Raw genomic sequence first — 24,770 nt, 5'->3', positions numbered from 1 at the left:
CATTGATCTATCAAAGAAATTATTTTTTCCGAATGAATTTGCTTTAAATTAATTTCGCATTGTGATGTTTTTCCATTTGCAATAACGCAAACAGAACAAATATCCGTTGATGTCTCTATCGCAAGTATTTTCATCGTTTTACAATTTCTATTTCTCTTTCATTTTCTTCATCCACAAACCTTAAATAAACATCATATCTTTTGCTTGGCAAAAGTTCATAAACAACATCCGCCCACTCTATCAATGATACTGCATCGTTGAAAATAAAATCTCTAAACCCGATTTCAATGACTTCGTCTACACTTTTCACCCTGTAAAAATCAAAATGATAAACTGTTAAGCGTCCTTTGTATTTGTTCATGATTATGAAGGTTGGGCTATTGACGGTTTCGAAAACACCAAGACCAATACACACGCCTTGAACGAATTTCGTCTTTCCCGAACCGAGATCTCCAAAAAGAGCAACGACATCCCCGGGTTTTAAAATTGTGGAAAATCTCTTACCGAGTTCAATTGTCTCATCTTCGCTTCGTGTAAGGAATTTTCCAGTCATTTAATTTTTAGGTACAAGTTTTACTATTGGAACTATCATTTCTTCAAGTGACACGCCTCCATGTTGAAAAGTGTCTTTGTAAAGATTTAAATAATGATGATAATCGGTTGGATAGACAAAATAATAGTCCTCCTTAGCAATTATATAATTTATTGCAACGCCTCTCTTTGGCAACTTATAGGTTTCGGGTTTTTCAATAAAAATCGCCTCCTTCTCATCACAGTTCAAATTTCTCCCATATTTATACCTTAAATTAGTAGCAGCTTCCCTATCTGCCAAAACTTTAGCACCTCGCAAAGCCCTTATACTCCCATGGTCGGTTGTAACAAACACAACTACATTTTTCAACCTTGATATCGTCTTCAACATCCTGTAAAAAGAAGAATGAACAAACCATGCCCGTGTAACTTCTCTATACGCTGATTCATCAAATGAAAGTTCCCTAATCACAGTTGAATCACTTCTGCTATGCGCAAGCATATCAACAAAATTTACCACAATGGCTGTCAATTGACCTTGAGCATATGTTGCTATGTTTTGTTCAACACCAACACCAAAATCAGGGTCAATTATTTTAAAATATCTTATCTTTGATTTCAATTTCACCCGCCTTCTATTTAGCTGATCCTCTAAAAATTCCCTCTCATATTTATTTCTACTTCTTTCCTCATCATTATTCCCCTCCCAAAGCTCGGGGAATCTTTTTTCTATCTCAATCGGGAATAAACCACTAAATATAGCATTTCTTGAATACGGGGTTGCGGTCGGCAAAATAGAATAATAATAATCTCTTTCAACGATGTAAAAGTCATGTAACTCCTTTTCAAGCATAATCCATTGATCAAGTCGCATACAATCAACCACAAAAAAGATAACATTCTTTCCATCTTCAATTTCAGGGATGATATATCTCTCAACAATATCAACAGAGAGAATAGGTCTATCCTCCGACTCTATCCAATCGGGATAATTCCTTTCAATATATTTACCGAATTCAACATTGCATTGCCGTTTCAATTCAAAAAGAGATTCCCTTAAACCAACTTCTGGATGTTCGTCAAGTTCAATATCCCACTTTATAAGTCGCAGATAAATTTCAATCCAATCCTGATAATCAAGTTCGGTCATCAAAGCATTTGATATAGCACGAAACCCGTGAAGATATTCCATAGTAAGCTTTTCGCTGGCTATCTTTTTCGCTTCAATAAACTTTTTGCAGACCATTAATATCTGGCTCGGGTTCACCGGCTTAGTAAGATAATCACTTATCTTATAACCGATCGCTTCCTCCATCAAACTTTCTTCCTCATTTTTTGTAACCATCACAACGGGAATGCCTGGGAAAATCTCTTTAATTTCAATCAATGTTTGTAATCCACCTTTACCAGGCATAATCTCATCAAGTAAAATCAAATCAATATCCTTCCCTCTTTCCCTTAAAAACTCAACCGCATCATCACCGTTCGTTGCCACCGATACTTCATAACCTTTCTGTTCAAGAAATAGAATGTGTGAGCGTAAAAGTTCAATTTCATCATCTATCCACAGTATATGTCCCTTTTTCTCCTGCATATCTTTCAAATAATTTTGTTTCCTTCATTTAAAAATTAAAAACCCAAACTTAAATAAACAAATATCAAAGCCCAACCCTCTCTCTGATTATTTGAATCATTTGCGATATTATAACAGTTTTCCTCTTCAAATAAAAAATTGCAAATGAAATCCAAATTAACCCGATTATAATTCTTAAAGAAAACTTAACCAAGTTCCCCCACTCTCCGAAATTTATAAATTTCAACGAAAAAACAAGAAAAATAGGAAACACAGGTAGAGAAAGTTTCAATGCCAGATTAAAAATCTTCAAAATGTCGTAAAATTTTCTATAACTTAGATATATCAAACTAATGAAATAGAGAAAATAGGCGACAAGAACAGCGTAAGTTATCCAAACAAGTTCCAAACTTGATTTTGCAATTACATAATTAACTATAAATAGCAATCCTATTAATAAAAACTCAGAGACAATTATCCACTTTCTCTCATTTATTGTGACGAGGAAAGTCAAAGGTATTGCACTTAAAGAAATGAAATAAAAAGAAATCGCAAGTTTATCAACGAGTTTTAAACTGTAGAGATATTTGGGAAGGAGCAAAATTATAAATGGTTCAGCAAATGCTATAGCAAAAATTGAAACAAAAGGAAGGACGAAAGATAAAAAGATCAAACTTTCGTCAAGGAAGATTTTCAAACTTTGAACCTCCTTTGTTCGCCCGTATTCCTCAATCATCCTTTGACCAATGACTTGATTCAAAGTCATCGGAATAAAAAAAGGCAGCATCCCGATACTATACGCTACTGAATAAAATCCCATGCTTGCTTTATCAAAAAAATTTGCTACTGAAAATTTATCCATCGTCATCAACAATCTTAATCCAAACCCAATAAGTAAGTTTACAAAACCAATTTTCAAAATCTCTTTAAGCTCAAATAGGTCAAAATGTCTTTCAAACTTCAAATTCAAGTTTTTGCTTGCAAGCAAAATAGTTAAAATTAGAGCTAAATTCATTCCGATATAAATACCCTCAACATGAAGTTTAAACATTAAAATTGACGAAAAAATAAGATCCGCAATTGAAAGTAATGTTTGATATACCCCAAGAAGCTTGAACTTATGCTGAATTTGAAATTTTAGAAGCATGAAACTAAAATTTAAAAAGAAAAAGACAGCGAGAGCACTTAACAAAACAATAAAATTGAGTTTTATGATAAAAACAAGAAAGACAAAAGTTAATCCGAAAAAATTCAATGCCCAAAATCCGGTAGATAGATAATTTCTCCCTTTCGCTTCATCTCCTTGAGCTAAAAAATAAGGAACGAGGCGCCAAAGACCATCCAAAATTCCAAGTTGAGCGTAAACGCCGTAGGTATAAAAGAGAAAAATTGCCGAATAAACCCCAAATAGTTCAGGTCCAAGAAATTTTGCAAAAATAAAACCACGCAAAATTAATATAAATTGGGTCAGATATTGTGATAAGGTGACAAAAGTTATATCCGTTATAGCTTTTTTCCTTGACCAGGGCATCAAATCAAAGAGTTGTAAATTTTTTTAATTTTTTGCGCTGTGTCAACAGCATTATAATTTTTCACGACAAATTCCCTACCCCGCTTCCCAAGTTCATAATGTAATTTTTCATCTGATAAAATTCTCTTCAGAGCTTTGTAAAGTTCAAAAAAATCAAACGACTGAACAAGGATCGCATTATCCCCAACGACTTCCGGGATTGAACCACTTAAAGTTGATATGACCGGTTTACCACAAGCCATGCTTTCAATCAAGACCATCCCAAACTGCTCTTGCCATCTTTTATCAGGAATGCTTGGCAAAACAAAAACATCGGCAAGGTTATGAAATTTCGGCATTTCATCATAATCAACATATCCAGCGAAAATCACATTTTTCTCAATATCAAGGAAACGAACAAATTTCTTAAGCCAATTCAAAAGTTGTCCTCCACCGACGATCAGCAATTTCAATTTATTCCCATCAAAATCCTTATCCATAACTAAAAGTTTAAATGCGTTCAAAAGAACAATTATGCCTTTCTGCCACTGTAATCTTCCAGAGAAAAGAATTACTTTATCATCTTCGTTTATTCCCAAATTTCTCATCAGATTAAAATCCTTCGCCATCGGTCTAAATTTTTCAACATCAACCCCTGGCTTGACGATCTGAATCTTTTCCTCTGGAAATCCCTCAAGAACAAGTGTTAATTTCGCTCTTTCAGAAGTTGCAATTGCAACATCAACCGCTTCAACAATTTTTTTAAATCGCTTTGACTTAACAAAATTATAACCTCTGAACCCATAAGCAAAGGGTATATTTTGCCACTGCGTTATGACAAGTCGCTTATCATATTTCAATCTCGCTTTTGCGGACTGATAAGTATAAAAGTATTCAACATCGGCAGAATGAATTATATCAAAATTTTTGAGTAAGTTTTCCAACCCAAATATCTTTTGCAGAAAAAGTTCATAGTAAAAAATCCTTTGATAAATTTTTCTCAGCTTAAATACATTTGGGAAAAACATCTCGAGGTCATAAACAGATGGAAGTTTTTTCACATTGATTTTCAAACCACCTATTGAAAAAGGGTTATTAAGCGAGCAAATACCCCATATCTCAAAATTATCGATCAAAGGCTCATAGTATTGTATTTCAAATTTTGTCAAACCATTCCCCCTCACAAGGGCTACTTTCTTCACAGGTTAAAACGAGTTTAATTTTTGATTAATGACTTCAAAACACTTATAAATTCATCAAGACATTTATCCCAATTAAACATCTTCGCTCTTTCAATTCCCCTTTTGCTCATTTCAATTTTAAGTTCGTCATCTTTCAAAATTCTTATTAAAGTTCCAGCGATGTCGTTAACATCAAGCGGATTAAAATATACCCCTGCATCTCCAACAACTTCTGGGATAGAGGATACATTTGAGACAGCAACTGGACAACCGCAGGCCATAGCCTCAAGTGGTGGAACCCCAAATCCCTCATAAACCGATGGGTACACCAGGACATCCACTTCAGAATATAATTTCATGAGGTCTTCATCAGAGATATACCCAAGGTAATCCACACCAATTTTTAGATCAACGAACTTGTGAATTTTTTCAAAGATATGTTTGGCTTTCCACCCAACTTTACCGACAATTATCAATTGCGCTTTGGGTATTTCTTTTTTAACAATTAAAAATGCATCAAGAAGTTTATCAATACCTTTCCTTGGTTCTATCGTGCTCACAAATAAAATTTTTTTGCTTCCGAAATTCTCTCTGGGCAAAACAGGCTTCACAAAACTTCCATAGCAAACCTTAACAATCTTTTTAGGGTCTATCCCCCAGTATCTTACCAAATCACTCTTCGTATGTTCTGAATGAACGATGTAAAGATCAGGTTTATTTTTGATGAGAAGTTTAAAGGTTCTATAAGTTAATCCACTTATAAAAGGGAAAAAGCGAGGATAAAGCCAAGGTATTATGTCGTGAACGACTTGAACTGTCTTGACTCTTTTTGATTTAAAAAGATGAACCGGGATTGCGGTCGGTCTGACGTTTGTTATTAGGCAAATGTCGCTATTATTTACGATTTCAATAACCGTTGGAATTTTTCTGAAATTTAACTTTACGAGAAATTCAACTTTTTTGTTTTTAAGATACTCATCTTTAATCTGGTCAAAGCCAACTGGGGAAATTAATGTGATTTTCTCAATTTCGTCATCATTGATCAACTTATTTAGAAGCATTTCATTTTCCCTTTCTATGCCTCCCCTTTGCCTTAAGAACGTAGCAATCAAAGTTAGGTGCACCATTAAGGCTACCTCAATTTATTTCTATCAACCAAGCTTTCAACCCTCCTTTTAAAGCGTAATGCAAAATCGTAAATGTCAGATCCAAAGTATGAAAGAGCAAAATTAATGAGAGTCCTCACCGACCAGGGAGTATATGTCAAAGCTAAACGGAAATACTGCCGAGCTTTCCGAATATTACTATTTTGCATGTTCAGTAAACCAAGGTATCTAAGATTTACATCCATTGCTTTAGGAAATCTTTCTAAAAGAACCCAATGTTTATAAATGAAATACTCATAATCCTGAATTCGCTCGCTTATATTTGTTTTTATTATTCTATTTTTACCGTGCCAGAAATATTTAACCAGCGGTTCATCAATGTAATCAAACTTATATTTTAAGGCAATTCTCACCCACATATCCCAATCATCAGCAAACTTAAGCGTCTCATCAAATAAGCCAACTTTGTCAAAAATCTCCCTCCTCACAACAACCGAACTTGCAGTTAATATCAAATTCTTTTCTAACATTTTTTTTAAAAAATTTTCACCTTTATATTTTGGCGAAGAAATAAATTCACTTCTTTTTGGAGAAACTACGATGACATTGCAAGATACAAAAGCAATTTCAGGTGAATTTTCCAACAACGCTACTTGTTTTTCTAATTTATTTGGAAGCCATTCATCATCATGATCAAGAAAAGCAATGTATTCACCTGAGGCACTTTTTATGCCTGTATTTCTTGGTCTGGCTGGGGCTCCAGAATTATTTTGCCAGATATATTTAATTCTCGGTTCAATTTTTCGGAAATTAGCAACTAGATCTTTCGTACCATCCGTTGAGCCATCATCAACAATGATTAACTCCCAGTTCTCATATGTTTGTGCGAGAACACTTTTTATTGCTCTTTCTAATAAGCTTGAGCAGTTATAAGTTGGGATTATAATTGAAACCTTGATAGTTTTCATGTTTTAACGAAGCATATGTTATCAAAAAAATCTCCGGTGAATGGTAGATGGTTAAATTTATCGCCAAGGTAGTCAAAATATTGAATCAAGCTTTGAATTTTGTTAAGTCCTCCCTCGTCATCTATAGCGAACATCTTATACCCATATGAATTTAAAATGTCAATAGATCTCTCGTAATTTTCAGTGAAAGGTTTAAACCAAACCTCCAATAGAACTATAGGTGAATGCTCTTTAAGGAGCTTGCTTGCACCAATTAATACCTTTTCTTCCGCTCCTTCCACATCGATTTTGATATAATTTGGTACTATTCCTTCAGAGGCACAAAAGGAATCAAGAGTAATTCCTTCAACTTTAATTTTTCTATGACGATATTTTGATACATAGTTAAGCTCAAAGGAAGAAAGGATTGGAATTCCAACGACAGAGTAAAATTCAAACTCACCCAAAGAATTGCTCACCGCTTTTTCGACAATCACAACATTGCTTCTCTTATTCCTCACTAACAACATAATATTTTGAGGGTCTGGCTCAAATGAATACACCTTCCCAGAATTCCCCACTAATGTTGAAGCTAAAATAGAATAATATCCTTGATTTGCTCCGATGTCAAAGAATATGTCACCCTCTTTAAGAACCTTAATTAAATACTTTGTCATTCTAACCTCTGAATCCGAGCTAACATAAGAACCATGAAATTTTATATCGTAATACGGCGGAAAAGTTAAATACATATATTCGCCAAAAAATAACTTAACTTTTGAGTGAATACACACACGATCTTTCAAGACATTATGTAGAAACCTTGAAATAATTGATGTTTTTATCGTCCACAATGGATACTTCAAAAACTTTTTAATTTTACCCATCCTGAATTTGCTAACATCTTCATTTAATTTTTCAATCCATTTTAACCTTTCGCTATAGTTTAATTGTGCCATAGATAAACGCCTTTTTATTTTTTTATTGCCTCGTAAAACTCAATTAATTCTTCTGCTTTTTCACCCACATTGTATCTTTTCCTTGCAAGTTTACTGGCTTTTTCGCCTATATTTTTGCAAAGCTCAAAATTGTCAACACATCTTAGAATCCTCTCAACGAACTCCTCCTTCGTATTAGCTATCAAGATATTCTCCCCGTCTTCACACTCAATTCCCTCTGCACCTATGCTTGTTGATATTACGACTTTTCCAAGCGCCATCGCTTCAATTATCTTTACCCTTATACCGCTTCCGGCAAAAAGTGGTACGATCATTATAGATTTTGATTTCATAAATTCATATGCGTCCTCAACTTCACCAAGTGTTATGACATTTTTTAACTTTTTCCTCTTTATAAAATCCCAAGCATCTGGGTTTCTACCCGCAAGATAAAATTTCAAATCTGGCTTTTTTAAAATTATCTCATCCCACACATTTTCAAAAAACCATTCAAGTCCTTGCTGATTTGGAAACCAATCAAGGGCGCCGATATAGAAAAGAGAAGGAAATTCAATGCTTGAAATGTCAACTCCTTTATCATCTAAATCAATCACACCATCTGAGACAAACAAAGGAATACGAACCCGAGAAAGTTTTTCGGCATCTTTATTTGAAATCGGAACAATGGCATCATAAAGTTTTAAACGATTCATCTCATATTTCTTTAATCTTTTAGCTTGAATTTCAAGCCAAACCCTTTTCAATAGGGATCTTTCAAACTTTGCATACTTTTCAAGTATCTCATGCTCAACATTATGCGCGCGCATCACAACCTTTGCATTTGAATGCTTTCTTATAAGTTCAAGATAAGGATCAAGATATAGACCCTCAAGCTGAACGATATCAAATTTTTTTGATTTAAGAATTTCAATCAACTTCTTTGCAAATTTTCTTGAAGAGCCATATCTCCAAATGTGATAAGATTTCTTGCTGAAAAGATTTACAACGAATGGTATTGGCTTAATTTTGGTATCTACGTATTCAGCGTAAAAGGTTATCGCTTTCTTAAGGTCGTTAGGGATGTTTTCAATGTTAAATTTTCTTTTATAGGTTTGCATCGCAAGGATTGTCACATCGTGTCCGAGTTTTGCAAAAGCTTTTGCATAATTTAAAGTCACAACACTTCCACCATCTCTTGGTGGATATGGCATTTTATGTGCTAAAATTAAAATCTTCACTTTTAACTTTTATGCTTATCAATTAACTTTTTGACATTAGGATAGATTGACGCGAAAAGCAAAAGCAGGACAAATATATTGATACCCAAACTCACTTTACTGCCGAGTTCAAACTCATCGTCTTTATAAACGAACAAAATTTCGTGTTCCCCATCAGGGACAACAACAGCACGAAAGACATAATTTGCCCTTAAAATTGGAGTTTCCTTCCCGTCAATAAAACACTTCCATTTCGGATACCAAGCATCGCTCAAAAATAGAAGGTTATTCCCAGTTGCTTTCACTTTTAGTTTTATCTTTTGAATCTGATACTCAAGTATTTCAATAAAAGCATCCTGAGATGGTGGGTCAATTTTGATATCCAATGTATCCTCAAGATAAACGACATCCATCGGGTTGAATTCAGCATTTTTCATCTTGTTTAAAATTTGAATCGGCTGTGAAACTTCATAGCGATTAACGAAGAAAACTCTCGGAAGGTAATTTTTATTAAACAAAACTTTTCTCGTCCCATTGAAAACAAGATTTCCATAAACTGTGTCAACATTATCGCTTATCACATACTTTGTGTTTAAAATGTTAAGCACAAACGGATTAGTTATCCCAGCTATTTCAATAAGGTCTTGATATGCTCTAATTTTAGCCCCGTGATAGCCGTAAACATTTTGAAGGCGATAGATCGCAAGGTGGTTTGACATAACCGGTTGCCCAGAGCTAAGCTCAAGAATTCGGTATAAAGTTGTATCTTGTTTTATATACTGCACATAATCTGGCGGATTAAAGATTGATTGAAGGTCTTCTTTATCTGAGTAGTGAAGTGTAAGAGAATCCACACGCCAAAGGTCAAATATGACAAGCAATGCGATGCCGAGATTGAATATATTTTGCTTTAAAATTTTTGACAGGTAAAGATAAGATAAGCCAAACAAAAGCAAAGCTAGGAGAAGGAAAATTCGTAAATCTTTGATGAAATTGTCAAAGATGAATTGATAGATGTGTGGTGAAACCCTATTATAAATTTCCTGATTTACAAAGCCGAAATTATTTTTTATCACAAGGGCAACAGCTTGATTGTCAGCAAAAATTGACTTATAAATCTCGGAAACAAAATTCGGTAAAAAAATCGTGATCGCAAGTAAAAGGGTTGAGGCAATTGTCAAATTTCTGAAAACATTTTTCACCTTTTCGCTTATACCACTGCGGTAAAAGTTTATAATTGAAGATAAACCAAACCCAGCAAGCACCGGAACTGCAAACATAACAAGAGCAAGAATCATGCTCGGAACTCTGAAACGGTTAAAATAAGGAACATAATAAAAGAAAATGTCGTAGACAAGGGGAAATTCTTTCCCGAAAGAGATAAACAAAGAGATTATGACAAGGAAGACAAGAAACCTGACGAATATATTTTCTTTGAAATTGAAAACGACACCGATAATAGCAAGTAAAAGAACTATCGCACCTAAATAATTTGGAGCATCGGTAAAGGGCATCGGACCAAAATAAGTGTTTATCCTGACAGTTTCACCACCAGTTAAAACGCCCGTGTAATTTCTCCATCCAAAGCCATAAATAGAAGGAACAAAAAATGTCAAAATCTCCCCAGGGCTAAAAGACCATTGCGTTGCATAGTCATAATCAAGCCCTGTACTTTGTCTATCTGATTTTCCTGACGCTTGTTGATTTATCTTCTCAATCAACGGTGGTTGTCCTCTGATTGAATAATGGTTATATTCCCAGACAGGAAGATATTTATCAAGGAAAATTCCAAATGCAAAAAGAGTTGCAAGCGAAAAAAGCAATCCTGATCTGATCAAACCAATAATGTTTTCTTTGCGGAGGATTTTGTGGATGAAGTAAGTAAGGTAATAAATAGCAACCGCCAAATAGACATAAAACATCATTTGAATATGTGAAGCTGCGAATATTAACCAAATCGCGACGACAAGCAAAACAAAGTAAAGCAACTTAAATCTATTCATCAACTCATCAATCAGGAGCAAAACAAATGGAAAAGCTGACATTGTAATAATTTTTGTATGATGTCCAACGGTGAGCCAAACAATGAAAAAAGTTGAAAAGGACATTGAGAAAGCGACGATAAAAGATACAAATTTTCCCATTCCTTTTCTTTGCGATAGAATGTAAGCGCCGATTGACATCAAGAACAAGTAAACGACCATCTCAAAAACATCACGATTCGGGATGATTTTAAAAATCAGGTTAAATGTAAAGTCTCTTGTTATTCCCAAAAGATCAAACGGGCGTTCTGGGCCAACGCTTAAACTAGCATAGGCAGGCATACCACAGAAAATATACGGGTTCCAAAGAAGCGGGACATTTTGAAGTTTTGCGTCCTCAATTAAAGCCACCCAGCTTTTAAAAGCGATTATATCACCGGAGATAAAAACCTTCCCTTTTAAAAGTGCCTCATTGAAAAAAATGAAAAGCGCAAATAAAATTAATAGGAGATAAACCATGGAATGATACTTAGGGGGTATTAATTCATTAGTGGTTGAAATCTGTTCCTTTTTTTGTTTTCCTGCTTTCTTCTTTTCAGCCATAAATTGGGGCGGATTAATTTTTGCTTAAAAAATAAAAATTTTCGCCCAAAAATAAAAAAGCGGAGGCGATTGCCTCCGCCAGCTGAATTTGATCAACGGAAAATATCATTTAAGCAAGACCATCTTCCGCGAAGCTGAAAACTCCGGTGTCGTCATCTTGTAGATATAAACTCCACTTGGGAGATTTCCAGCATCAAAAGTTATTCTATGAATACCCGCTTCATATCTTTTATTTCGGACAAGTGTCTTTACTTCAACACCAATTGAATTATAAACTTTAATTGTTACATTCGTTGCTTTTGGAAGATGAAATTCAATCGTTGTTCTTGGGTTGAATGGGTTCGGGTAATTCTGCAACAGTTTGAACTCGGTTGGCAAAAGTGTTGTTCCATCTTTAACATTGACAGGCATTGATAATTTCGTCATCTGCTCGGCTGTAAGAGGAGCAACATAAGCAGAAAGCTCTTGCGCAAGGTCTGCACCTGATTTAAGGAACACCCACTTGGTTGGGTCAGTTGCGGAATCAACCCTGCCCGTATAATCAACAAAGTCAAATTTTAACGCTGTCATCCAATTCGGTGGAACTGGTATAACTCCCTTAGTATTTATAAGCTTCTTTTGATTATCATCCCATTTCACAACATAAATTTGACCAGTTTGATTATAGGTTTGAATATTTGCATTGTTGTGGCATTCAGAACATTTACGAGTTGAATCCTTTGGCATGATGATATGAGACCTGTAAGGTGCAATCGTGACAAATGTTTGATTTTGATATTTAAGCGACATGACCGTTCCAGAATAGACTTTACCCTCTGGCATTCTTCTGACAAGTAAAACGAAATCACGAAGTATGCCATATGGTCTTTTAATTTTTGCCTGCAACTCGCTTTCAAAATGGCAGTTATAGCAAGTTATAACTGTTTTAGCATGGCAAGCTGTGCAATGAACTTTTGCAGAGTGAATATCATGAGATGGATTGCTCGTAAGAGGTGAATGACATTGCTCACATCTTACCTCAGTTGCTCCGGGATCAAGCCAGGATTGATAGCTTGTCCCATCACCATGCATCTCTTTCTTAGTGTGGCAACTCATACAAGTCAAACCTTTAGCAAAGTGAACATCAACCCCTGGATAAAGAGCTTTTTCATTTTTCTGTCTGCTGTGGCATTTCAAACAAATATCATCGGGAACTTGCGTTCCAGCTGAAAAGTTATGGCAATCATTACAATCAGGTGTGTAAGTCGTTGGATCAATCTGTGTTCCATCGGCTTTCGTCCCAGGATGACATTTCAAACAATTTACATTCTCAACTGGAATGTTAGTGATGTTTTCAAATCCACCGTTTTCTTTCTTATACCATGTGCGTTTTCCTTCTCTTGTTTTGTGCAAGCTCGTTGGGAAGTTTGCAGGGTCTTGAGAAAAAACGAGTGAATAGACAAACAGTGAAAGCAAGACGGAAAACAATGTCCTTAACCTCATAGCTACCTCCAAAGTTTTGTTTTGATTTTGACAAATTAATTTTTTAAAGGTGCTTTTAACTAACTGATGATATTGATTTTTTTCTATGCAAAATTGCTTCAGCCACTAGGTCAACAACTCCCTTAACTTCAACGCCAAGATTATAGTAGTTATTTAAGTCGGCAAGTTGAAGTTTACAATTTTCACAAGCTGCAGCCACAATTTTTGCGTTCGTTTTTTTAATTTGCTCTGCCTTCGGCTTACCTGCCCTCATTCTCTTCTCGTAATATTCAGGTAATGCAACAAGTCCTCCACCACCGCCACAGCAGTAGTTTTCAATTCCATTCGGATTCATATCTTTGAAATCATTTGCAATGGACTTTAAAATTAACCTCGGCTCTCTGAAAATTCCACCGGTTCTTGCAAGATTACATGAATCGTGATAAGTTATCGGTTGCGTATGAATTTTTTCAACCTTTAATATTCCTTTTTGAATATATTCAGCTAACAACTCAATTATACTTCTTACTCTAAATGGGAATTTCTCTCCAAACCAATTCGGCGCATCCCATACAAGAGCTGCACAAGCATGCCCACATTCAGCGACAATCACTTCTTGAACCTTCAACCTTTTCGCTTCATCAATTATCCTTTTCGCAATTTTTTTCGCCCTTTCAACATCCCCAAGGAAAACTCCATAATTTGCTGCTTCATATAAGCTCAAGGTCCAATCCTCTTTAACCTCGTTGAAAATTATAGCTGGTGGCAAAATTGTATGAGCACCAGCAAGAGCCACATACAAAATCCTTGCACCTTCTTTCTCAACTGGAATTTTGGCATTTTGGTCTCCCGTAATTTCCTGAAGTTCTCTTTCAAGCTCAGAAATTTGTTGGAGAAATAGTTCTTTAAAAATTTCGGGATTTTCACCCTTTGCAATCGCTGCATCTGCAAGCATAACTAATATCTCGGGAGCTTTTCCTGTAGCTGTAGCCATAGCCCTTATTGTTCTCATAACGAGAGGAGTGTCAACACCAAGGGGGCAATTGAATGTGCACCTTCGGCAGAGCGTACACTCAGAGAAAGCCATCTCAACGAGTTTATCAAAAGTTTTTTCATCAAGGTCAATAGCATTAACCAGACGAGGGAAAATCTTGCCTAAGAAATTATTTTTCCTCCTGTAAATTTTTCTCAATTGTTCAGCTCTATATGCCGGGACATGCTCAATCTTCGGCTCAGAAACATAATAATGACAAGATTCAGCACAAATTCCACATCGTGCGCAAACTTCAAGAGCTGTTTTTAATGGCTGATTTAATTGCTTTTCAAGTGTTTCAAGTGCTTTTTGAAGCGTCCCATTATTTGCCATAGCTTACCTCCGTAAATCTGTGAACAATTCCTCTTTTACCAAGATGAAGACCAAAGAAAAATCTTGAGAAGAAGAAATAAAGACAATGTCTAACTTTCCCAAGCGGTGCGTAAAACAACATAATCGCCGATACCAAATACATCGGTATCTTAAAAGCTGGCTCAATTAAAGCAAGCGCTATAAAAGCAAGAGAAATGGAAACAAGAGCTACAGAAATAAAATCATCAAGCGTGCTTATTTCTCTCAAATTTCTCTCAACAATTCTCATAACGATGCCAGCAAACCCCATTAAAGCGCCAAATCCAACAATCAACGCAAAAATTAAATTCACTGTTTCATTGAATTGATTAATGAAAAAACTCAGAGCGAGAGTGAACAATCCTGTAAATATCCCGATATGAAAAGCAACGCCACGCAAATAAGCAAGCCAATGTTTTCTAGTGCTCTCCTTTGCCCAAGGCATCATACCAAAAGTAAAAGAATAAAGAACTCCAACTTTCCACGAACCTTTTGGACGTGCGAAATCAGGTGGAAGCTTTAATCTTCGCGTCACAAAGTAATGATACAAAATCCCAGCGAAAAAGAATAAAAGAGAAATCAAAGCAATTGTCTTTGAAAAACTCAGCATATTATCCTCACTTTACTTTTTTAATCAAAAATCTGTATTCCTTCCCTTGTTGTTCAATTGAAATGAGTTCTTGCCCAGTTGATTTAACCCATGCTGGAACATCAGCCATAACACCTGGGTCAGTTGCTACCCCTTCAATAACAGCACCAATTGGCAAATCTTTTATAGCTTGTGATAACTTGACTATTGGTAATGGGCAGAGCAATCCTTTTAGATCAAGCTTTAGGTCTACTTTTATTTGCTCGTTCATCTTTACATTTAACTTTTTTGTTTTTAAATGAAAAGTGTAATTTTTGAATTCCTGGCTTCTTCAAGAAAACTTGCAACACCCACGGGAGCGGAAACACCTGATATTAAATTCTCTGTGGATATTTCCATAACTTCCATGCTCATTTGACAGGGAACAAGCTTAACGCCAAGTTGAACAGCCATTTCTCTTAACTGATTCAGAAGTGCTACATTTTTTGCTTTCATCATCTTCTTAAACATCCAACGCCCAATCCCACCGAAATTCATTTTACTTGGACCAACACCGTTAATATCCTTCAGCATAAAACCAAGTAGCCGTCCAAAGAAACTTCTCCCTGTCTTTTCATTCTTTTTAATCGCTTGCAAGCCCCAGAATGTAAAAAACATAGTTACCTCCATTCCCGAAGCAGCTGCACCAGTTGCTATGATAAACGCTGCCATTAACTTATCCATATCCCCGCTGAAGACAACCATTGAAAGTTTGTTATTTTCCATTTGCCCTCTCTAATTTTTATTTTAAACTTGAGAACTAACAAGATACTTTTTTAAAAGTTCTTTTAATTCGTCACAGCTTTTAATTGAATTATAAACCTCACACTCGCGACATTCATTGGTTGCGCAATCGCCTTTTAAATTTACCTTATGGAGCCAACACGGCTTTTCATAATCAACATAAGCAGGACATTCATTTCGGATCTCAATTGGACAATTTTTAATTTCCCAGCAAGGTATCAAAGCCAATAATCTTCTTATCCCAGCAATACTAATTTTCTTCTCCGCTATCGTCTTTTTTATGCACTCAATCCTTTCCATATCACGCTCGCTAAATAACCTATGCCCGCTCTCTTTCTTGTAAGGTATTATCAAACCTTCTCGCTCATACATTCTTATCGTACTTTCAGAGATTCCTAATCTCTGGGCAACAATACCTATCGGAAATATCGGCTCTTTTTTATTTATTGGCTTCACAATTCTACATTTTTAAATTCAAAAAATCTATGTTCAAAAATATAGATTTCAAAACCTATGCCAAGAAAGACACATTGAAAGTCAATGCTTTTTCATCAAATTTGTTTATTAGATTTGGGAAAATTTGAGACAAAAGCGGGAAAATTGAGAAAATTTTGCTTCATAAATAAAAAACCCTCCCCGTTTCAGGGGAGGGCAATGGATTGGGACTATGTGTAGGGGGACTATGGGAAAATCACTTGATTAAAAGCATCTTGTTCTTTAGAACTTTATTACCAGCTCTTAAAACATAGAAGTAAGTACCAGAGGCATAATTGCTACCGTCAAATTGGACTACATAATGCCCGGCTCTTCTGTATTCATTAACAAGTGTTGCCACTTTCTGACCAAGGATATTATAAACTGAAAGTTCAACTTGAGCATCCTCTGGCAAACCAAATTTAATCGTCGTCACAGGGTTGAATGGATTCGGATAATTCTGGCTCAGGTAATAGTCGGTAGGAATACCATCTTCAGCAATTTCAACTTTTGTAGGTTTAGTTAAGTTAAGTTTCCAAATCGCTGACTTAACCGCTGGGGATTTTTTATCAGTTGCATCAACTCTCCACCACAAAACAAGCGTTGTATCCCCAGGCGTGAACAATGGGAATAAGTCAGCGCCTTTTATCGCTTTAACTGTGTCAGCAATAAGGGTATCAACCCTAACAACTTGTGTCATCGCCGAATCCTTAGCAAGTCGTAAATAATATGTGATTGTATCAGGTGGGACATTGCCATCAAGCGCTTTATACCAAACAAATTCAACAGTATCAGTTGAAAGTATATGTAACGAAGCATAGTTAGCTGGGAGTGCAAGTATAGGAGGCGCTGGTGGAAGATTTATTGTTCTAAAGTCGGTGGCATAATATCTCGGCAAAATTTGATATCCACCTGTAACAACAGCTGATCCAGTGGTATATTGAGATGCTATCCCGATCACAGTAACTGGATATTGCGGTTCTGGTTGTCCATCAATGTCTGTATCTCTATCAATTCTAACAGTCAATGTTTCAGTTTTTGCAAAAGAGACAAAAGTCATATTTGCATCTGAACCAGAAGCCGGCCAAGCTACAGAAGTTGACGCTTTCCAGAGCGAATCAAGCTGGATTAATTGTGCCTCATACTGTTCAAAATTGCTCAGAAATTCAGAAACCGTTAACCTTCTCGGTGTTGGCAAGGGATAACCAGTAGCAACAACTCTTATAGTCGTTGAATCAGCTGTCAGAGGAATTATTTCAGTTAAACCTCTGAATTGGTCAATTTTACCTATGACAAGCAAACGGTCACCCGGATTAAAGTTTAAAGCAACGCCTGATTTAAAAACATTGATTGCACCAGTATTATCATAGATATAATAAGATGTATTGGTGGGCAGTGTATAATTTGGGCTAAACACTGTTCCGACGACCATCAGGGTATCGCCTGTGGCTTTATAGTCGGGGATATAGTCATTATCTTCATCTTTTCTTGCTTCAGCTATTGAAACTAATTTGACGGCTTTTCCTGGCGCTGTGATATTTATAGTGTCGGGAGCCACAAGAGTAAAAGAGTTTGGTCCATTTGGTGGGGCGATAAAGTATATATGCTCATTGGTATTTTCAAAGAAGATGATATTGCCGACAATATCAACAGTTAAATCGGCAGCTGAGCTGATAGTACCTAATGGTGGATTAAAGATTCGCTCATAGCTGGGTGTCGTTGCATTCAAATCCCAAACTCTCCAAACACCATTGATGCTTCCAGCCGGGCTTTCTCTAACCGAAATAAACAACTGATCGTTGTAATAGGCTATTCCTGCTATATTTGCTGCAGATCCCCAGTAGATAGACCATACTGTATCAGCCCTTGTCACCCGAGTTTTTCCATAGATGATATATTTTTCCGTCCAGCTTGGATTAGCACCAAAAGTTCCAGTTCCCTTTTTGAGATTCACATACATAACAGAATCATTTATAACAACTAAATCATTCACATACAAGCTATCAGGCAAAAAAACAGCAATTGTATCAAGTGGAACTGTTAAAGTGTCATCCGTTCCCAATCTTGCAACAAGGATGTTATATCTATCTCCATTAGCTATGTAAAGTTTAAAATCACTTCCTGTTCCGCTTACAGCTAAACCTTTCGGTCGCCCAGAAAAACTTACAACCTTCTTTAATGAGCCATCCCTTGGATCATACCTATAAACCCCATCACCTGCTGCTGTCCTTGATACATAAACTCTTCCAAGATAGTCAATTGTTGTGTGAAATACATTATTCGCTCCAAGAACATCTTTAGTTGACAATATTAATGGCTTGCCTTCATCTCCAGCTGGTTGTCCATCTGCTCTATATCTTATTATACCATTACCAATTGGTCCTCCGGAATTTCCCGCATAAATAAATCCAAAATCTTTGCTTTTTGGATCTTTATTAATATCCACGCCACGCGTGTAAATGTTTAAGCCTTTTGCTCCGGTATCGTCATCATAATACATCGTCCAAGCGCTATACCCGCCTGCTTGCTCTGCGGTTATCTCAACAACCCAATTCCCCGCAGGAGCTAAACTTCCATCATCAAGCGTTCCATCCCAATAAACCCAATGCTCGCCCATCGTTAAATTGTAAAGTTCAAATGTCTTTACATGAGCTGGGTTTACATCGTGATAAACTTTAACAACCACTCTCGTGGCAGAATCATTCAGCGTAAACCATATCTTAGCGCCCGTATAATCATCAAACTTCCCATCAAATGGCTCATCGCTATACGGCTGAGTAATCCTAACATTGCTCGGATAGACATCAGCGAAAGATTGATAAAATAGGATGAGAGAAATAAGAAGTGTTAAAATTGTTAACTTACGCCACATGACGATTCCTCCTGTTTGGTTTTTTATTCGTTTCTATAATAAACAATTTTATTTCAAAAGTCAAGTTAAAACAGCGAATTTTTAAATCCATTTTCAAAATTCGTTCACATCCTCTCCGGAGCGCTTATCCCAAGGATTTTAAATCCATTTGCAAGCACAATCTTCGTAGCAAGGCAAAGAGCAAGTCGCGCCCTTGTCAAATCAAGGTCAGACCCAACAACTCTGTGCTTGTGATAAAAATAATGAAATGTCTCAGCAACCTCATTTAAATAATTTATCAACTTCAACGGCTCAAACGAATAGTAAGCTGACCCTACGACATCCGGAAATTCACTCAGTAATTTTGCTAACTTAACCTCCTCTTCCTCCTTTATGAGTTTGAAATCTACTTTATCAATATCCCCAATCTCAACCCCCATTTCACTTGCAAATCTCAAAATACTCGCAATTCTTGCATGAGCATATTGAAGATAATAAACGGGATTTTCCTCTGACTGCTTCTTTGCAAGGTTAAGATCAAAATTAAGGTGAGCATCGCGACTTCTATTGAGAAAGAAAAATCTAACTACATCAGGACCAACCTCATCAATTAACTCGTCAAGCGTTATATAGTTTGCCCTTCTTGTGGACATCTTAACAACTTCACCATCTCTCACTATTGTGACAAACTGATAGATCAAAACCTTAACTTTTGAAATATCATACCCAAGAACTTCAAGCGCCCTTAAAACATCTGGATATTCAGCTATATGGTCGGCGCCAAATATATCAACAATTAAATCAAAGCCCCTTTTAAACTTTTCAATGTGATATGCTATATCAGGTAATCTATAAGTTGGTTCTCCTGTGCTTTTCACTAAGACCTTATCTTGATCCCCCCCAGCCGTTGTCGCTTTAAACCATACCGCTCCATCTTTCTCATATATATAACCCCTTTTTCCAAGCTCGTCAACAACTTCCCAAATCTTTTTCTCATAAAGCCAGTCCTCGTTATAATAAACATCAAATTCAATCCCAAGTCGTTTCAATGTCTTTTTAATATCGTCAAAAATTACTTTCTCGGCCTTCTCTTTGAAGATTTTCAGGTCCGCCCCATCTTTAAGCTTATCACCATACTCATCAATTAACATCTTCGCTATATCTTTGATGTAATCGCCCTGGTAATAATCTTGCGGATAATCAATTTTTTCGCCCAGCAGTTCAAGATAACGCAATCGCACCGAATCAGCAAGTATCCTCATCTGCCTTCCAGCGTTGTTGAAATAATACTCGCGGATCACCTCATACCCAACCCACTCAAGAATATTAGCTATCGTATCACCCAAAACAGCATTTCTCCCATGCCCAACTGTTAGAGGACCAGTTGGATTTGCACTTACAAACTCAACATTTGCTCTCTTCCCCTCACCAATTTTAAGCCTTCCGAAATTTTCCCCTTGATTTAAAATTTCCTTAATCCGTTCAATGTAAAACGATGGAGAAAGTTTGAAGTTTATAAACCCAGGACCAGCGATTTCAACTTTTTCAATAAACTCGGGCTCAATCTCAAGATTTGCAACAATATCTTTCGCAATTTCCCTTGGGTTTTTACCCAACTTTTTCGCAATCAACATCGCTATATTTGTAGCAAAGTCCCCATACTGTTCAAGCTTAGGTCTTTCAAGAGTTAGTTGCGTTCCATTAACATCAATGCCAATTTTACTTAAGGCATTTTCAATTTTCGCTTTCAGATATTCCTTCGCTGATGGGAGCATCTTTATCGGTTTCGCCTTTATTTGTTTTCTTTTTGGTTTTCAACGAATCATCCGTAACATATTCAAACTTTGCATCGCCCCAAAATCTTTCAAGTCCATAAAATTCCCTCGCTGGCTTCAAAAAAGCATGAACGACAACATCAACATAGTCAATCAAAACCCATGTCAAATTTGAATAACCCTCAACATGCCATGCCTTTACTCCTTTCTTTTCAAGTTCCTCAACGATATGATCAACAATTGCTTTAAGTTGAACCGAAGAATCAGCCGAACATATCACGAAAAAATCAGTTACAGATGTAAGTTTGCGTACATCCATTATAACTATATCCTCCGCCTTCTTTTGAAGAGCAAGTTGTGCTATTCTTTTAGCCAGCGTTTTCGGTCTCAAAAAGCGCCCTCGCTTTTGTTTTTAAATGGTTTCAACATAATGTAATCCATGCCGATTACAACCGTAAACTCATTGTAGTATTTTGATTTTGACCTGATAATTTTTCTTTCATCAATTCCAAGCACTTTTGCTATCAAACGCGCTGTATCGGGCTTACCGACATGGTCAATTATAAAACTTTCCTTCACCGTCGTCCCATAATTTCCGTAGTCAATCACATCAAAACCCTTCGCCCTTAAATACTGCGTTATCTGAAAAGCAACATCTTCAACACCACAACCATTCTGAACATCAATTTGATAAGACGGATCTTGAACTGAAATTTCCTCTTCATCATTTGAAAATTTATAATCGGAGGCAGAAAATTTCAATATAACCACGACTAAAATCGCCAACGTAAAAACGACCGAAAAAAGCAAAATTATTTTTTTCGCTTTGAATTTCATCCCTCAGGTAAAAGGTATAAAATTTTTGTTTTTTCATTCCTGAACTTTTCCACTTCAAAATAAATTTTCAAATAACCGCCGTTTAAATAAATTTTTGTTTGGCTATCATAAAACTTACTCATTATCTGCCCAGATGGACCCGCTGGTATGATTGAATATAATAAATTTTCAGAAAAATCAACAATTTGCCTCATTGATGGACCTAATACACAATCAAATGGTTTAAGCAGGCTGAAACCAGCGTTATTTACAGTGGTCCCGGCACCACCGACTTCAAATGGACCAAGGTTGAAAACTTTATCAAATGGGCTTTTTAAGCCGAGAGGATGTACAAGCTTAAGTTGATGAATCTTTCCCCAACGCCATTCATTCATATCATCACCGAGCAAATTCCTCAAATAATCTATCCCATCAGCAAAACTTTTCCTTATAATCTCATCTCTACTTTCAACGATGGTGGTCTTAACATCGTCAAACCAAAGCGAATCATTGTTGACAATAAGTTGCTTCAAAATCCTAACTGGAATCCCCGAATAAAACACAAATCTTTTGTAAAGTTCCTCACCAAGTTCATCCTCAAATGTATTTCTCATCATATGGATCAAAAAAGAGTTAAATATACTTGTTGCAATATCATCCCTCCCAAAGTTAAAATTCCACTCTTTTAAATAATTAATTCCATTAGCTACAAAAGCATCTTTAACTTCAACTCCATTAAAAGCGTTTATGATATATTGTGTCATCTCTTTTGCATAGTGTGAAAAATAATCAAGTTGCAATTTCTTGAAATCGTCAACGCTGAACTTTTCTTTTGATGTTAAAATCTCACTTATCCTCATAGCTCTTGATTCCGGCTCCCACAGATAACTGATGTAGTAAGGATAATTTCCACCAACAATTTTGTTATTTGCTGTGGCGATAAATTTTTCAGATGGATTAAAAACACTCGGCTGTTCATTAAAAGGAATAAACCCAACCCAATCAAAATTATCTGTATCTCCGGGATTTAAAATTATTGGATTTAAATTTTCCCTTATTGGGATTTTGCCTGCGCAGTAATAACCGATGTTACCATAAATGTCCGCATAGATAAAGTTTTGTGCTGGAACGGCAAAAAACTTCAAACCGGTTTTAAAATCGCTCCAGTTCCTTGCATGATTGATTTTGTAAAAAGCGAACACCTCGTCGGAAATCATATTTCCTGTCCACCGCATTGAAACAGCTTGTGAAGCGATAAATTTAGCATCAGCTTTTGGGATATATTCTGAAAAGCTAAATTCATAAACATCGCTTATTATCGGTCCGCGATGCGTTGATAATACCTTAAACCTATACTCTCCCTTGCCTTTGACTTTTACAACCTCCTCTCTAACATCAAGTTCAAACCAATTTCCATTGTAAAGATACTTTGTCCCGGTTGAGTCAATGGTTTCAATGTAAAAATCAGTATCATCAAGCATAACATTTGTAAGTCCCCAAGCGATGTAGTTATTTCTTCCGATGACAATTCCCGGTGTCCCCGGTATTGAAACGCCAGCTATATCAAACTCTCCATCATTTAAATGTACTTGATACCATATTGAAGGCAGAGAAAACGGCAAGTGAGGGTCATTTGCAAGAAGTGGTTTCCCTGTTTCCGATTTTTCCCCGGAAACAACCCAGGAATTACTTCCTAAACCATCCGCAACCATACCGAACATCTCTCTAAACTTTACATTCGCATCAACGAATTTTCCCGTTGGTGGTAAAAATTTTTTAATTATAACTGGCGCATCATCAGGATATTCGGGAATTATACTTTTGAATTTTTCAACCCCAACCCTTGATAAAATCTCGGAGAAAACTGGTTCTGCCCACCAAGAAAAATTAAGTTGCCAAGCAATTAATCTCGTTATGAGAAGACAATCCACAATTGTCCATTCATCTGGCTCGTAATTCAAAAGTTTAAACTCAATTGGAAGCTTGTCTTTATGCGTTCCGATGAAAAAGTTAACGCCATCAGAATATGATTTTAAAATTTCAATTGATTTTCCGCTGAGATTTTTTTGCGTTGATTGAGCTGTTTTTAAAAGCCCAAGCGTTCTGAAAAGTTTATCAATCTCAAGCGTCTGAACCCCAAAAATTTCAGACAATCTACCGCTTGCTATCCTTCTTAAAAGGTCCATTTGCCAAAGCCGATCCTGAGCGGTGACATAACCAAGAGCAAAGTAAAGGTCATGCTCATTTTTAGCAAAAATGTGAGGAATGCCGTTTTCATCCCTATAGATTTGAACCGTGTCAATTAAAAATTGCGTCCGAACTTCACCTTCAAGCGAAGGTAATGTCTTATTGATAAGACCGTAGGATAAAACTATTGCTGAGATAAGGACAACTATCAAAACAAATGAAACACCAGCGATAACCTTAGCCGTTGTTGACATTTCTTTTCAAACTTTTATATTTTTGCTTAAAAAATTTACAAAATTATCCACCCTTTTTCAAAAAACACCCCCCACTTTAAAAATTTTTTCCTTAAGGTTCACCCCATTACTTAATGATTTTCTACTTAAAAGTGCTTGATATTTTTAACTCCCCTTCTCTATCTCACCAGCACCATTTTTTTCACATCAACGAATTTACCTGCCCTCATCACATAAAAATAAACACCACTTGATAAACCATCACCATCTAAACTAACTCTATATCTACCAGGCTCAAACTCACCATCTACAACCCTCTTAACCTCACGACCCAAAACATCATATACAACTATCTCAACCCCTACCCTCTCTGGTATATCAAACTCAATCACCGTCACAGGATTAAAAGGATTTGGATAATTCTGATATAAACGATATTCAACAGGAATTTCAACAAAACTTATCTTATAAACCCTCTCAAACAAATTTAATCCCTCATCATATAACCTAACCCTTAAACTCAAAGAACCTTCCCTTGGCTTTCCATTCAATGAAAAACTAAAAACACAATTTAAATCCCCAAATTCAAAACCATATCCGCTCCCAAAATCAAAATAAAGAACTCCGTT

21 protein-coding genes are annotated in these 24,770 nt (G+C 36.2%); all 21 read right to left on the bottom strand.

What is annotated here, in order from left to right:
• Positions 1–130 precede the first annotated feature (130 nt).
• A complete protein-coding gene (gene tsaE / locus FKZ43_RS10845; RefSeq protein WP_140945915.1) occupies positions 131–553 on the bottom strand; it encodes a tRNA (adenosine(37)-N6)-threonylcarbamoyltransferase complex ATPase subunit type 1 TsaE in 423 nt (140 codons plus the stop codon).
• Positions 554–2,125 (bottom strand): T9SS response regulator signal transducer PorX, encoded by a 1,572-nt coding sequence (porX, locus tag FKZ43_RS10840; RefSeq protein ID WP_140945914.1) that lies wholly within the window; start codon positions 2,123–2,125, stop codon positions 554–556.
• A gap of 64 nt (positions 2,126–2,189) precedes the next feature.
• Positions 2,190–3,635: an oligosaccharide flippase family protein gene (locus FKZ43_RS10835; RefSeq protein WP_140945913.1), complete on the bottom strand. Its 1,446-nt coding sequence runs from the start codon at positions 3,633–3,635 to the stop codon at positions 2,190–2,192.
• Positions 3,635–4,816 (bottom strand): glycosyltransferase family 4 protein, encoded by a 1,182-nt coding sequence (locus FKZ43_RS10830; RefSeq protein ID WP_140945912.1) that lies wholly within the window; start codon positions 4,814–4,816, stop codon positions 3,635–3,637. Before FKZ43_RS10830 ends, FKZ43_RS10835 begins: the two co-directional genes overlap by 1 nt.
• Positions 4,817–4,830: 14 nt before the next feature.
• Entirely contained in the window at positions 4,831–5,907 is a 1,077-nt protein-coding gene (locus FKZ43_RS10825) for a glycosyltransferase family 4 protein (RefSeq protein WP_219916530.1), read from the bottom strand.
• 20 nt (positions 5,908–5,927) lie between these two features.
• Positions 5,928–6,869 carry a glycosyltransferase gene (locus FKZ43_RS10820; RefSeq protein WP_140945910.1) on the bottom strand — a complete coding sequence of 314 codons (942 nt, stop codon included), beginning with the start codon at positions 6,867–6,869 and terminating at the stop codon, positions 5,928–5,930.
• The gene (locus tag FKZ43_RS10815) at positions 6,866–7,807 is read right to left on the bottom strand and encodes an FkbM family methyltransferase (RefSeq protein WP_140945909.1); all 942 of its coding nucleotides are present in this window, start codon (positions 7,805–7,807) and stop codon (positions 6,866–6,868) included. Before FKZ43_RS10815 ends, FKZ43_RS10820 begins: the two co-directional genes overlap by 4 nt.
• A gap of 14 nt (positions 7,808–7,821) precedes the next feature.
• The gene (locus tag FKZ43_RS10810) at positions 7,822–8,997 is read right to left on the bottom strand and encodes a glycosyltransferase family 4 protein (protein ID WP_140945908.1); all 1,176 of its coding nucleotides are present in this window, start codon (positions 8,995–8,997) and stop codon (positions 7,822–7,824) included.
• A gap of 29 nt (positions 8,998–9,026) precedes the next feature.
• Positions 9,027–11,588 (bottom strand): glycosyltransferase family protein, encoded by a 2,562-nt coding sequence (locus FKZ43_RS10805; RefSeq protein WP_140945907.1) that lies wholly within the window; start codon positions 11,586–11,588, stop codon positions 9,027–9,029.
• A 105-nt stretch (positions 11,589–11,693) separates the two neighbouring features.
• Entirely contained in the window at positions 11,694–13,070 is a 1,377-nt protein-coding gene (locus FKZ43_RS10800) for a T9SS type A sorting domain-containing protein (RefSeq protein ID WP_140945906.1), read from the bottom strand.
• A 55-nt stretch (positions 13,071–13,125) separates the two neighbouring features.
• Positions 13,126–14,415, bottom strand: a complete 1,290-nt coding sequence (locus FKZ43_RS10795) for a (Fe-S)-binding protein (protein ID WP_140945905.1) — start codon at positions 14,413–14,415, stop codon at positions 13,126–13,128.
• A complete protein-coding gene (locus tag FKZ43_RS10790) occupies positions 14,405–15,043 on the bottom strand; it encodes a hypothetical protein (protein ID WP_140945904.1) in 639 nt (212 codons plus the stop codon). Before FKZ43_RS10790 ends, FKZ43_RS10795 begins: the two co-directional genes overlap by 11 nt.
• A gap of 7 nt (positions 15,044–15,050) precedes the next feature.
• The gene (locus FKZ43_RS10785) at positions 15,051–15,293 is read right to left on the bottom strand and encodes a sulfurtransferase TusA family protein (RefSeq protein WP_140945903.1); all 243 of its coding nucleotides are present in this window, start codon (positions 15,291–15,293) and stop codon (positions 15,051–15,053) included.
• Between the two features lie 23 nt (positions 15,294–15,316).
• The gene (locus tag FKZ43_RS10780) at positions 15,317–15,787 is read right to left on the bottom strand and encodes a DsrE/DsrF/DrsH-like family protein (RefSeq protein ID WP_140945902.1); all 471 of its coding nucleotides are present in this window, start codon (positions 15,785–15,787) and stop codon (positions 15,317–15,319) included.
• Between the two features lie 21 nt (positions 15,788–15,808).
• A complete protein-coding gene (locus tag FKZ43_RS10775; protein WP_235894753.1) occupies positions 15,809–16,261 on the bottom strand; it encodes a MerR family transcriptional regulator in 453 nt (150 codons plus the stop codon).
• Between the two features lie 235 nt (positions 16,262–16,496).
• Complete coding sequence (locus FKZ43_RS10770; protein ID WP_140945900.1) at positions 16,497–19,151, bottom strand: FlgD immunoglobulin-like domain containing protein; 2,655 nt, start codon at positions 19,149–19,151, stop codon at positions 16,497–16,499.
• A 104-nt stretch (positions 19,152–19,255) separates the two neighbouring features.
• Positions 19,256–20,905 carry an arginine--tRNA ligase gene (gene argS / locus FKZ43_RS10765; protein WP_140945899.1) on the bottom strand — a complete coding sequence of 550 codons (1,650 nt, stop codon included), beginning with the start codon at positions 20,903–20,905 and terminating at the stop codon, positions 19,256–19,258.
• Positions 20,865–21,296, bottom strand: coding sequence for a ribosome silencing factor (rsfS, locus tag FKZ43_RS10760; RefSeq protein ID WP_140945898.1), 432 nt, complete (start codon positions 21,294–21,296; stop codon positions 20,865–20,867). Before rsfS ends, argS begins: the two co-directional genes overlap by 41 nt.
• Positions 21,293–21,691 (bottom strand): LytR C-terminal domain-containing protein, encoded by a 399-nt coding sequence (locus FKZ43_RS10755; protein ID WP_219916529.1) that lies wholly within the window; start codon positions 21,689–21,691, stop codon positions 21,293–21,295. Before FKZ43_RS10755 ends, rsfS begins: the two co-directional genes overlap by 4 nt.
• 47 nt (positions 21,692–21,738) lie before the next feature.
• Entirely contained in the window at positions 21,739–24,162 is a 2,424-nt protein-coding gene (locus tag FKZ43_RS10750; protein WP_140945896.1) for a penicillin acylase family protein, read from the bottom strand.
• Positions 24,163–24,320: 158 nt separating this feature from the next.
• The coding region (locus FKZ43_RS10745; protein ID WP_140945895.1) for a T9SS type A sorting domain-containing protein at positions 24,321–24,770 on the bottom strand (450 nt) is incomplete at its 5' end.

Origin of the sequence: Candidatus Thermokryptus mobilis (assembly GCF_900070205.1) — a bacterium.
Classification (GTDB): Bacteria; Bacteroidota; Ignavibacteria; order Kryptoniales; family Kryptoniaceae; genus Kryptonium; species Kryptonium mobile.
This window is presented reverse-complemented; position numbering and strand designations above follow the sequence as displayed.